The 13,310-nt window shown below is 44.0% G+C and carries 10 protein-coding genes; 6 read left to right on the plus strand and 4 right to left on the minus strand.

Annotated elements, in window-relative coordinates; genetic code table 11:
* Positions 1 to 284: 284 nt before the first annotated feature.
* From DZ860_RS05565 to DZ860_RS05590, 6 genes are all read left to right on the plus strand, one after another.
* Complete coding sequence (locus DZ860_RS05565; protein WP_120029939.1) at positions 285 to 1,985, plus strand: ribulokinase; 1,701 nt, start codon at positions 285 to 287, stop codon at positions 1,983 to 1,985.
* Complete coding sequence (araD, locus tag DZ860_RS05570; RefSeq protein WP_120029940.1) at positions 1,978 to 2,718, plus strand: L-ribulose-5-phosphate 4-epimerase AraD; 741 nt, start codon at positions 1,978 to 1,980, stop codon at positions 2,716 to 2,718. Before DZ860_RS05565 ends, araD begins: the two co-directional genes overlap by 8 nt.
* A gap of 9 nt (positions 2,719 to 2,727) precedes the next feature.
* On the plus strand, positions 2,728 to 4,218 hold the full coding sequence (araA, locus tag DZ860_RS05575; protein WP_165862853.1) for an L-arabinose isomerase: 1,491 nt from the start codon (positions 2,728 to 2,730) through the stop codon (positions 4,216 to 4,218).
* Between the two features lie 46 nt (positions 4,219 to 4,264).
* Entirely contained in the window at positions 4,265 to 4,777 is a 513-nt protein-coding gene (locus DZ860_RS05580; RefSeq protein WP_120029942.1) for a hypothetical protein, read from the plus strand.
* A 66-nt stretch (positions 4,778 to 4,843) separates the two neighbouring features.
* Positions 4,844 to 5,683, plus strand: coding sequence for an arabinose operon transcriptional regulator AraC (araC, locus tag DZ860_RS05585; RefSeq protein WP_120029943.1), 840 nt, complete (start codon positions 4,844 to 4,846; stop codon positions 5,681 to 5,683).
* A gap of 167 nt (positions 5,684 to 5,850) precedes the next feature.
* A complete protein-coding gene (locus DZ860_RS05590) occupies positions 5,851 to 7,740 on the plus strand; it encodes a PhoX family protein (protein ID WP_120030089.1) in 1,890 nt (629 codons plus the stop codon).
* A gap of 111 nt (positions 7,741 to 7,851) precedes the next feature.
* Here the strand turns inward: DZ860_RS05590 and DZ860_RS05595 are convergent, their stop codons facing one another.
* The 4 genes from DZ860_RS05595 to DZ860_RS05610 form a co-directional block, all read right to left on the minus strand.
* On the minus strand, positions 7,852 to 9,561 hold the full coding sequence (locus tag DZ860_RS05595) for a class I SAM-dependent methyltransferase (RefSeq protein WP_120029944.1): 1,710 nt from the start codon (positions 9,559 to 9,561) through the stop codon (positions 7,852 to 7,854).
* A 575-nt stretch (positions 9,562 to 10,136) separates the two neighbouring features.
* Complete coding sequence (locus DZ860_RS05600) at positions 10,137 to 10,997, minus strand: HNH endonuclease (RefSeq protein ID WP_120029945.1); 861 nt, start codon at positions 10,995 to 10,997, stop codon at positions 10,137 to 10,139.
* Complete coding sequence (locus tag DZ860_RS05605; RefSeq protein ID WP_120029946.1) at positions 10,997 to 12,511, minus strand: AAA family ATPase; 1,515 nt, start codon at positions 12,509 to 12,511, stop codon at positions 10,997 to 10,999. Before DZ860_RS05605 ends, DZ860_RS05600 begins: the two co-directional genes overlap by 1 nt.
* Before the next feature lie 118 nt (positions 12,512 to 12,629).
* A complete protein-coding gene (locus DZ860_RS05610; protein WP_120029947.1) occupies positions 12,630 to 13,310 on the minus strand; it encodes a M48 family metallopeptidase in 681 nt (226 codons plus the stop codon).

A 13,310-nucleotide genomic window follows, 5' to 3' on the forward strand; every position in this document is an offset into this window, starting at 1 on the left:
CAACTGAAAAATGTAGCAATTTTGTCCATTCATTCAGCCAAAGTGGATATGACGCAACTCTCAATTAGCTATCTCAAGTTCCTCAATTGAAAAAACATAACCATATAGACTTTGAAAATAGTGATTTTTTAGAAATTTCACGCAGATGGATAATTTGTTAGAGCCAACACAAAAAATACTCCATGACGTTTTTATCCATAAAGTTAACCAACTTCTTCATAAAATAAGCTCCATGATTTCGCTATCAATTAGATTTTGTTTGCTGACTAAAAATTGGAGCTGTTATGGACACCATTAACACACAGCAGCATGTTATCGGTTTGGATTTTGGTTCGGACTCAGTGCGTGCTCTTATCGTGAATGCCGCAACAGGCAAAGAGGTTAACTCTTCCGTTGTTTACTACCCACGCTGGATACAGGGCCTATATTGCCAACCAGCCCAATCTCAATTCAGGCATCATCCTCAAGATTATTTGGATGCAATGACCAGTGCTATTCAAGAGGTTCTGACTCATGTTTCACCATCTCTAGTCGCCTCGATTGTTGGTATCGGTATCGATACAACCGGATCAACACCAGCTCCTATTGATGAAAACGGGACAATACTGGCTTTACTACCTGAATTTGAAGACAACCCCAATGCGATGTTCGTTCTGTGGAAAGACCACACATCGGTGACAAAAGCAGACCTCATTAATGATCTTGCTCATTCAGGTAAGTTTACCGATTACACGCGCTATATTGGTGGCGTTTACTCCTCTGAATGGTTCTGGGCTAAAGCCGCTTGGGTCAGTGAACAAGACGCAAGCATCGCCAAACGAGCCCATAGCTGGGTTGAATTGTGTGACTGGATTCCAGCCATTCTTGCTGGTACTCAGCACCCTCGCGAATTGCGTCGTGGTATTTGTGCCGCTGGGCACAAAGCGATGTGGCATAAGAGCTGGGATGGTCTACCAAGCCAAGAATTCTTGAGTGCAATCTCACCAACATTAGATGGCATTAGAGAACGCATGTTTACGGAAATTTTCACTTCAGACCAAGCTGCTGGTTACCTGTCTCGTGAGTGGGCAGACAAGCTCGGATTACCAGAAAACATTACCATTGCTATCGGCGAGTTTGATTGCCATATGGGCGCGGTGGGAGCCGGAGCCGGAGCCAACGATCTAGTCAAAGTGATTGGTACTTCGACGTGTGACATTTTGATGGTTGAAGCCAATCAAGTCGGCGATCGCACCATTCACGGCATTTGTGGTCAAGTTGAAGGAAGTGCGATGCCGGAACTGCTCGCCTTAGAGGCGGGTCAATCGGCTTTTGGTGATATGTACGCTTGGTTTAAGAACGTTCTGATGTGGCCAATTCAGACTTATGCCGAACTAAACCCTGATTTCGCTCTCACTGCTGAAGAGATTGGCTCAGAATTATTACCGATGATCTCAAAAGCCGCCGAACAACAGGGCATTGATCCATATACACCAACAGCGATGGACTGGCTTAACGGCCGCCGTACCCCCTACGCAAACCAGCGTCTAAAAGGCGCATTTTGTGACCTTAACCTCGGTAGCACTTCACCAGCAATATTCTCCGCTATCGTCGAATCGACTGCCCATGGCGCAAAAGCTATCGTCGATTGCTTTACCGAACAAGATGTCAATGTAGAACGTGTGATTGCTATTGGCGGAATCGCGCAAAAATCACCGTATGTGATGCAAATGTGTGCCGATGTCATCAACCGCGAAATCATTGTCGTTGAATCGGACCAATGTTGTGCGTTAGGTGCTGCTATTTTTGCCGCGGTCGCCGCTGGTGTTTATCCAAATACTCAATCTGCACAAGAGGTTATGGCAAGTCCAGTTCGTCAAACTTACCTCCCAAACCCTAATGTTCAAGCACTGCGAGCAAATCGCTATGCGACCTATCGTCAACTCGGCCTGCATATGGAGCAAATTGCTGAATTTCATCAAGCCAAGGAGCATAGCCATGTCTGAACAAACGCTATGGCAAGCGCCGGTCGCTTTAGCGGAGCGCCTAAGCCACTTACGCCACCAAGTTTGGCAAGCAAACATGGACCTGCAAAAACACAATCTCGTGACTTTCACCTGGGGAAACGTTTCTGGCATTGACCGCGAATCCGGATTAGTCGTAATCAAACCAAGTGGCGTTGAATACCATCAACTCAGTGCCGAAAACATGGTGGTTGTCGATCTGCGCGGCCAAGTTGTTGAGGGGACGCTAAATCCATCATCAGACACCGCGACGCATTTGGCGCTTTATAACCATTTCCCTGAAATTGGCGGAATTGTTCATACCCACTCACCGCAAGCCACCGCGTGGGCACAAGCCGGACGTGCGATTCCAGCGCTAGGCACAACCCATGCAGATTACTTTTACGGTCAAATTGCCTGCACCCGAGCATTAAGCGATATAGAAATAGCTCAAGACTATGAGAGCAACACTGGCAAAGTCATTATCGAATCCATTGGAGACGTGGGTGTCATGGCTTCACCGGGGATTCTAGTCAAAGAACATGCGCCATTTACATGGGGAAAAAATCCTAATCAAGCTGTCCATAATGCGGTCGTCGTCGAGGTTGTCGCGGGTATGGCGCTTCAAACACTCCAGATCAATGCTGACGTTCACTCAATTAACCCAGCACTTTTAGACAAACACTACTTGCGTAAACACGGTGCTAACGCCTATTACGGACAAACGAATAAATAAGGAAAAATTATGAAGATCTTCAACGAAAAACAAGTATGGTTTGTAACCGGCTCTCAGCACCTGTACGGGCCGAAAGTATTAGAAAGCGTTGCAAATAACAGTGAAGAGATTGTGGCTGGATTAAATGCGGCTGACTCAGTCTCTGTCACTATTGCGAACAAAGGCACGGTAAAAACACCGGATGAAATCCTTGCGGTGTGTCAGGCTGCCAATAATGACCCAGACTGTATCGGTTTAATGCTTTGGATGCACACATTCTCTCCGGCCAAAATGTGGATTGCCGGTCTAACCCAATTAAACAAACCGTTCTTACATTTGCATACCCAGTTCAATGCTGCGCTTCCATGGAATGACATTGACATGGATTTTATGAACTTGAATCAAAGTGCACACGGCTGTCGTGAATTTGGTTTCATTGGTACACGCCTCAACATTGAACGTAAGGTTGTTGTTGGTCACTGGACAGATGAACAAGTTCATAAAGATGTCGATGGTTGGTGCCGCGCTGCCATTGGCGTTGACACAGGCCGAAAACTTAAAGTTGCCCGCTTTGGTGACAACATGCGCCAAGTTGCGGTAACAGAAGGCAACAAAGTTTCTGCACAGATTCAATTTGGTTATGAAGTCAATGCATATGGATTGGGGGAATTGAGCGACGTCGTCAATGCGGTTTCCGAAGCCGATGTGAACTGCTTACTCGATGAGTACGCCACCAGCTATGACATGGACTCAGCCCTGTTAACCAACGCAGAACTGAAAAAGCTGATGGTACAGGAAGCACGTTTAGAACTGGGGATGGAGGCATTCCTCAAATCCGTCAACGCGAATGCGTTTACCAACACATTTGAAAACCTAACTGGACTAACCAACTTACCAGGCCTTGCTACACAGCGGTTAATGGGCAAGGGGTTTGGCTATGGTGGTGAGGGTGACTGGAAAACAGCGGCTATGACCCATATCGTTAAAACCATGGGGAAAGGCAAGCCAGGTGGAACTTCTTTCATGGAAGACTACACCTACAACTTTGGCGGCAAAGGACAAGTTCTGGGCGCCCACATGCTCGAAGTTTGCCCATCGATTGCGGCAGCAAAACCACAATTGGCTATTCACCGCCATACCATCGGTTGCCAATGTGACATTCCCCGCTTAATTTTTAGCGGCCAATCTGGCGAAGCGTTAAATGTATCAATTATTGACCTAGGCAATCGTTTTAGAATGATTGTAAACATTGTTGATACGGTCACACCACCACAATCACTACCCCATTTACCTGTAGCACACGCGCTTTGGGAACCGCAGCCAAATCTGAATGTGGCTGGCGCAGCATGGATACATGCTGGAGGCGCTCACCATTCGGTTTATAGCCAAGCGGTATCGGTAGCAACACTGGCGGATTACGCGGAAATTCTAGGGATTGAAATGGTGGTCATCGATAACAACACGAACTTACGACATTTTAAACAAGAGCTTCGTAATAACGGAATGTACTACCAACGTTAATCACTTTACAGCGTGCTCCCGCAAGGGAGCACTTGGGAGTCTATTTGTGAATGAAACAACTGTAACCGAAAGTTCGGTTATTCAATTAGATCACTCTGGGTGGTTACTTAAACTATCCCCCTCTTCACCGGAAAGCTTTGAACTTCAATATCAAGGCAAAATACATTATTCAGGCACTATGGAGGTGATGAATAATGGCTATATCATCCCGATTGCAAACACACATTGGCATTTTCGTCACAAACCAAACAAATTAGAGCAATGGGGACAAGTTCACCATTTAGAAACGCTTTCCATTAATATGAATTACCAATTTACCGACAACGAATTAGTGATTGAATATTTAGCTAGAAACACTGTCCCAACGCGACTAGATATCCGTCATATCATCCACCACCATCCACACACTATCGATAAGGAACCATTATTAAATGCTCCTCCATTATGGCGACATAGAAGAAATGGATTACCTAGCGACTTTTTATTTAAAACTGAGAAAACCGATTTTTTTAGAGAGGCATTTTCAGCTAAGCAGTCGATTGTTTTAACGAAACTGTGAGAAATAGCGACGACAGAATTTCGCGCTGAGCATAAAATTTATAAAACCATTCCATATTGAGAGTGTATGCAAAACAACGATCCATTAAAACCTGGATATAATTTCGATGCTCACCTTGTAGCTGGGTTGACCCCAATCATTGAAGGTGATGAGTTAGACTTTGTTATCGACCGTCCAAACGGAATGAAAGGTTTTATCATCAACATCACGAGCCAAGGTGAGGGCACCATTTTCCATGATAATGAGGCATTTGATGTTAAGTCCGGTGACTTACTGCTGTTTCCACCGAGCGCCACGCACTTTTATCATCGCAAAAAAGACAATGCCTCTTGGTTTCACCGCTGGGTCTATTTCCGACCACGCGCATTTTGGAATAATTGGTTATGTTGGCATGAGCAACACAATGGGGTGTATCTAACAAAAGGGCTCGATAGCAGCACGATTTCTCAAATAGAGCGGCTATTTATCGATATTGAATACATTTCTAAATCTGACATCCCCTATCGAGACGATTTGGCGATTAACCTTCTTGAGCAGCTACTTATTCGCTGCAAAAGCATCCAGCCAGACGTTGTCAGCAAACCGCTCGATCCTCGTGTCATTGAGGCGATGAATTACATGACGCAGAACCTCAATCAAAATTTTACGTTGGAAGATATCGCCCATTTCACTTGTTTATCAGCATCACGCTTAGGCCACCTTTTCCGTGATGAAGTAGGCATGACAATCACGCAATGGCGTGATGATCAACGCATCAGCCGCGCAAAACAACTGTTGGTTACAACCAACTATTCGGTCAATCACATCGGCCGTCTTATTGGTTATACCGACCCACTGTATTTCTCGAGAGTGTTTAAACGAAAAGCGGGTGTCAGCCCTAAGTTGTATCGAGAACAAATTAGCTAGGCTTAAAGTTCAATTAAAAAACACCTAATAACAAAATGCCACCAGTTAAAAATGTAATTATTTTGACAGGAATAGTTAACTTTATTGTCACAAACAAATCGCATCATTCATTCCTAACTATTCAAACCATTTACCAAAATGGACAATAAATAAAAGGAAGCCATGTGATCTGCTCTAACCCTGATCAACGACCACTTGACCAAGAACCTGAATTTAACCAATTTGTTGATGCGGCGGTATCTCGTCGTCGCTTTCTACAATTAACCGGAGCGGCCAGTACCGTTGGCTTTCTTGCCGCAAGCCCAATGAGCACAGCAGTGGCAAATACGCTTGATAACAAACCGGAATTAATCGGCTTTGACGCGATTCCAATTTCAACCGCTGATAACGTAAACGTTCCTAATGGTTACCAAGCCGACGTTCTTATCTCATGGGGCGACGCCGTTCTAAAAGGGGCACCCGATTTTGATCAAAGCAATAATGCGCAAGCCCAAGAAATGCAATTTGGTGATAATAACGATGGCATGAGCTTTTTCCCTCTCTCCGATACGCGAGCAGTGTTAGTGGTGAATAATGAGTACACCAACAACGAATACCTATACCCTCATCAAGGAAAGAAAATTTCTGCCGATGATGCGCGTAAAGCCCAAGCTGCACACGGAGTTTCGGTGGTTGAATTAAGTAAACGCGATGGCAAATGGCAAGTAAACATTGATGGACGACTGAATCGCCGTATTACCGCGAATACCGAAATGGTAATTACGGGTGACGCCGCAGGCCATCCGCTACTAAAAACCAACGCTGACCCATCTGGGAAAGAAGTGCTCGGCACGTTTAATAACTGCGCCAATGGACAAACGCCATGGGGCACCTACCTCACCTGTGAAGAAAACTTTAACGGTTACTTTGCAAATAGTGCCGATACAACACTCGGTGAAACTTATGCTCGCTACGGCTTAAACAATAACGATCGCGGTTACGATTGGTACAAACACCAAGATCGTTTCGATATGGCGAAAGAGCCAAACGAGCCTCACCGCCATGGCTGGGTGGTAGAAATTGACCCAATGAACCCAAACTCCACTCCCAAAAAGCGCACGGCTCTAGGACGTTTCAAACACGAAAATGCGGCCCTAACCATCAATAATGATGGACGTGTCGTGGTGTATCTTGGTGACGATGAACGCGGGGAACATCTGTACAAGTTTGTTTCAAAAAACAAGTACCGACCGGGCGCTGATTCAAACCGCGACTTACTTGAAGATGGCACCTTATACGTCGCCAAATTTTCCGGCACCGAGGGGGAGCTAAACGGCCAAGGCGAATGGCTAGAGCTAACGTGGAATAAAAATGGTCTCACGCCAGAAAACGGGTTTCCTGATCCAGCATCTGTACTGATCTTTACTCGCCTTGCCGCAACCCAAGTGGGCGCGACAACCATGGATAGACCAGAGTGGGTAGCGGTGCATCCTGACAATCAATCAGTATTTTGCACTTTAACGAACAACAAACATCGTGGCGTTAAAGAATCACAGCCCCTTAATGTGATTAACCCACGAGAGAAAAACCCTTATGGACATATTATTCGCTGGCGCCCGAGCCAAGGCGATCACAGCTCAAACTCATTTGAGTGGGATATCTATGTATTAGCGGGCAATCCAGACGTTCATCCAGAAAGCATGATGGCTGGCAGCGACAATATTCACAAAGACAATATGTTCAACAGCCCAGATGGGATTGGGTTTGATAAGGCAGGCCGCCTTTGGATTCAAACAGATGGTAAATACTCAAACCAAGGCAATTTTGCTGGTATGGGAAATAACCAGATGCTATGCAGCGACCCAAATACCGGAGAAATACGTCGCTTCTTAACCGGACCTATCGCCTGTGAGATCACTGGGTTAACATTCTCACCCGACTACAAAACGATGTTTGTCGGTGTGCAGCACCCCGGTGAGGATCTCGCCCCCTCTCACTTCCCACAAGGGGTAGAGGCGATTCCTCGTTCATCTGTCATTATGATCACTCGTCAAGACGGCGGCGTGATTGGCGCATAGCCAAGAATATTAAGCTGAACAATATAACGTTAAACAATATAACATCAAAAAAGCCCTAGTTGCTCAAATTGCATGAGTCGCTAGGGACTTACCAACGCCACTTTATGGCCTCTACCACTGCGAAACGAGTAAACGACTCCTTACACCCTTAACTTGTAGGCCCATTGCTTCAAACACTTCTTCAAAATCATCACATTGCGCAGTTAAATTTGGTAAAGAAAGCCTTGCCTCAATGAAAAAACGACTTTGATGTAAGGGAGCGCTTCCCCACGCCATTTGCCACCATTCTAAAATTCTTCCTCGCGAATCATGAAGTCGCTGACTTGTGGGTACGCGATCACTTTTACTGCGATTTTCTTGAGAAGTCGTTGGTAACAAGTTCCACCTGTCATTATTCGGCCAGTATGTAAATGGAAGACAGTGATCAACATCGTATTGGTTTTTTAGCTCAGTATTACTCCAAGCACTGAAGATATTTCTGCCACCAGCTCTCAACTCATCTACACGTTGACGAACATCTCGTGTGTTACGTGCTGGATCAATCCAAACAAGGCAGTCATGATAGGTTTGTAGAGGAATATTCCGATTACGGTTCAGTTCAAAACGCTGCATTTCTTTAACCCACTGACTTACGACCAAAGGCTCAATCCAAGAGTGGTAAAGTCGAAAACAATTCCACAGTTTTTCATCTAACACAAAATCTCCAAACCCAGAAAAGAACTCATCATCGAACACAATGGCGTTTGTTAGCTTCCTCCGTTTCGCTGGCGACTGAATGTCAAACAATCGGTTTTTTTTGTCCCCCTGATAAATAAAAGTAACGGGACCTGCTTTTATTGTATTTAAGGTATGACTAAACAACTTTTGAATAGCCTCGGCTTCATCGCCAACAAAAAGAGAGCCAATAGCAAAATCATCCGCCGAAAGGTGTTTCAACTTTTTCCAGCCATCATCTTTGACAAAACCCAATCCTTTCATGGTATTAGAATTTTGCTGAATGCCTTGCCCCTCAATATTAACATCTATTAATCGTTTAAATTGACGTACCCAATACAAAGCAACCAGCCCAGCAGGAAGAATTATTTTCCCATCGCTGCGATCTCTTAATGCTCCTGGATGAGCATCGGCAATACGAAGTAACGTTCTTAATAATGCTAATTTATAAGTTGCTGATTTGCTGTCATTAACTATGATTCGGCGAACCGTATTAAGATTTCCCGAACTATCATCAGGCAGTTGAAGTACGACGGTCTGCCAAGAGACATCCGCTCTCTGTAGGTTGTCGGCACTATCTGCAACTAACTTAACTTGCAGTGCGTGCTCTTTAGCAAACAGTTCAAACTCTTCCACAGAGACAGGGTAACTTTGACGCCCATCGGTAAACTCACCATGACGCAAACTGATCACTAATTTCCCGTTAGACGCCAAAAGATTAGCAAGCTTTCGAAATGCTCGTTCGCGCAAAGAAGGCGCAAGATGCATCCAAACCGCGCTAACCAATATAAGGTCAAAACGCATTCCAAGACTGCATACGTTTTTGAGTGCAGGCAAAGAATCATTTAGCCATGTGACATCTGAACCGGTACTCTGCTTTCCGATATTACGCAATACATCGCTCGGTTCCACAGCAATAACTTCACAACCTTTTTGATTCATCCATTTTGCATCACGCCCAGAACCAGCGCCAATATCGAGTACATGGGCGCCACTTTCCGGCCAATACAGCGCCCATGATTGGTGGACTGACTCGAAATCAAGAGCATCATATTGCTCAACAAGTTGCTTGGAATTTTTGTCGTAAAAAGAAGAAGTTGCGATCATTTTTATAAACCGTATGGATGACCTATTGAATAATATACGGCTCATTTATGTAAGGCGATAAGGGATTATAGATTTATGAGTAGTTGTGATGATGGTCGACTTTCTGCGCTGCCAATCTCAGCACCAAATAGTTGAGACTATGGCTTTACGTTCACCAACAAACTCGGGATGAAGTCATCATATACATTTGATTAAAATTCGATGCTTCAATTAAGCAAAATTTTATTCTTTTTCATCTATGCCAATCACTTAGCCATCAAATTAGGAAGTAGCGAATAAAAGCAACATAGAGCAGTTGCAGTATCAGAAACATTCCAGCGAAAAGAATAGATCTCTGTCCTGCCACGCACTAGATGAGAACATTCTGGACGCATAAACAAAGTAAAACTTGATGTGCTATTGTGCCCTTTGGCAGCCCACTTGGCTTTAGATATGAAAAGCCCCAGCATTTCTGCTAGGGCTTAAAATGTGGCGGGAGTGAGACTGCAACATTAAACAATTAACTGACTGATATTGTTAGTAGTTTATTAAAAAAAATACCAAGTATTACCAAAGGTATTACTTCATGCATTCCATTACAATTCGGACATTAAAGCCAAACACATGACTCTTTCCCAATGGTTAATAAATGGAGAAGTATCTATGACTGTTTGAAATATGATATTTTTAGCCACGTCTTCACTAACCTGAGCAGCTAGCAACGCTTCATATTGAGGTAGTAAAGCAACAAGCCTGGAGCCAGCTTCCTTTGAAAATCGTAATCCTAAATCAAAATCATCGAAGTGCTTTTTGACTCTTTGCTTATCAATTGGCTCCCAGTTTTGCGGTGGTGATACAAAGTATTCGATAACTCCAGGCTCATCAGCCGCTCCGGGTAGATAACGAGCAAACAACCATTGCTTACTAAAAAATCTATCATCGTCTAAATATGGCTGTAATACTTGATCTGACGCGACAGTAGCAAATGCTTGACCTTTACCATCCATATTGCAATCGCGGCAGGAAGGGACGAGATTTACTGGCACTATGGAAAACTGGGGATAATGAGCTTTAGGCAAGTAATGATCCAAGTTTCTAGGTCTGCCTATTCCACCACAGAACGGACATTTATCATTGGCAGCAATCATTAAAGCATCATATACAGCCCTTGCCGGTTTACTTTTACCTACAACATAGTTGTCATAGAGCTTAACCAAGTCCGACTTCTTTAAATGTCCGACTACCACAGGGTCATCTTTTGGACGGGCAAGGGCAAGCGGAACAATCGTATATAGCTCTCCTGTCGTCGCTGAAGCTTCATATTGTTCTGCTTGTTGTTGTAGTACGTTAGATGCACTATTTACATTTTGTAGTAACCCTGCGTTACCAGTGATTCCATTGCGACAAAGAGTTAGCATGTCTAGGTAGGAACTTATAGGAGGATTAAGCTTTAGCATTACTTACTCCTATCACGATTTACAACAAGAGCTTTTAGGAGTGCTCTCGCCTCAATACCTAGCTGATCACGATAATCTTCAACAATAGATTCATATGTTCCCCCTGCTTCAACTGATTTTACCAATAAGTCATGAAAACCGGATTTTACTACTTCAAGGCCAAACACTTCTCGCGTCAATATTCCAACATTCTCTCCAAACGTCTCAATTGAAGGTCTCAGCGGCTTGGTTTCCAATCCCGAACGATTTATCTTCCAAGCACATCTTCTAGGCACTTCTTGGAGTACAACTGGAGAATGAGTCGCGATGATCGCCACCCCATTACGGTCCAAAAGTAAATCGGATAGTGCACGAACAAAGGCAGACAATAGCGGCGGATGAAGATGACTTTCCGGTTCATCAATCAACACTAGTGTTTTTTCTTCCACCGTAGCGACCAATCGCGTAATAGTTAGCAATACCACAGCATGGCCGGAGCTCATTTTTTTGATACGTTTTCGAGCTTTGCTTGTAAGTACTTCCCCCGAATATTCAGCGAGTTCTTTTAGCCCCATACCTGCAAAATTTTCATCAGACTCCAACGTATCAATCGCTTTGAGCCATCGCCCTTTCTTCGGAGCTTGATTTAGGCAAGCTTTTAACGCGTGAAGGAAATCTTCATGTATATCATTCAAACCCTTAAGAGAATCATCCCCATTTTTTAAGCCTATGTAAAAATAGCAGGTACCTTTCGAAGGGTCTGGTTGTTCGCTAGGAGGGGAGAAGGGATCAAATGCGCTAAATGAGACTGATACAAGGCTACTGAAATAGTCTGTGTCAATAGGGTTGTTACGCCAACCCTCAACATCATAAAATTTTGCAACTGACTGCCCTTTGCTGGTCACCGCATCAATCATTCCATTGAGAAGCGTTGTTTTCCCGACACCATTGCGACCTATAATCGCATGAATATTCGATGTGGGCTTATCTCCAACTTTCACACTAAATTTCAATTCAATACCGGACATTTTATCTTGCACCGGTCTGACAAATTTAAACTCAAAATCGGTCAGCGGGCTGCTTCCATCCAATACCCTAGAAAACTGTCCTTTGATAACAGACAAGCTCACATCTCTAAGTAAAGATGTACGAAAAACATCCTCATCCTGAACTAGTTCAATAAGGCTAGAATCAAAAGCAATATCTTTTAGTCCGTTGAGCAACGCCTCTCTTGTAAATTCAGAGAGTTGGGCAATATTTTTATAGTATTCGACATCTTGACCTACAGAAAAATAGCCGTCGGGTAGCGCATGAAATGACGAACTCAATGTGCCATAAGTGGATTTTTCTGTAGTTTGTCCTTTAAACCCTATTTTGACCTGACCGATATCATGCCCTCCCCCCTTCTCATCGAAAACTGTAAGGAAGAACATAGTGACGAATGAAAAATCATTCCATCGGTCAACACGCAAATAAGCAGTGTTTGCGCCTGTAGAAGGAACTGTTTGTTCTCTTGGTACGATAATAATGTTCATTTTGATTATTTTAATTTCCCATCATCGGATATTGTTTAACTTTGCAAGTCAAAAGCACTTCACCATGCTTAACATCTGTCGTTGCCTTTAAGAGCTAAGCCTCTCTTTTCCTATCAAATCAAAGATCCATCCCTGCACCATTGTGCTTCAACCAAGAAACATGTTTTTGATAGTCAGGCATAATTTTATCGACGAGATTCCAAAAAGCAGCGCTATGATTTGGTTCAATACGGTGTGCTAATTCATGAACCACGATGTAATCCAAAACTACAAGCGGTGCCATCAGGCAACGCCAATGAAAGTTCAGGTCCCCTTTGGGTGAGCAGGAGGCCCAGTGGTGCTGAAGATCCATTACTCGGATTGCACGATAATCCACTCCTAGCTTTGGGGCGAAATGCTCTATTCTTTTACTAATACGAGATAGCCCTTTGGTGCGATAGAAATGTTTGAATAGCTCGCTGCCGTATTCCGCTTTATCACGGCGCATGAGGAAATAACCATTTTTCAGGATCAAGTCTTCTTTCTGCTCGTCCACCAGCTTTAAGCGATAATTGCAGCCCAGGTAGGGGAAGCCCTCACCACTCACGAACTCACGTTCGACTTTGGTGCGGTTAAGATCTTCCCACTCTGCAAGGTTGCGATAAATCCAGCTCCGTTTTTCCTCAACGATACTCTCTATTTTTTCCATATCGTAGCTTTCAGGTGCAAGCACAGTAACACTCCCATCCCGCTCGATAAGAATGCTGGTGGTTTTCCGCTTGCTTTGTTTCAAGCTGTATTTGATATCTTTGTATTGCAT

The organism is Vibrio sinensis (genome assembly GCF_003605645.1).
In the GTDB taxonomy this organism is placed as follows: Bacteria; Pseudomonadota; Gammaproteobacteria; order Enterobacterales; family Vibrionaceae; genus Vibrio; species Vibrio sinensis.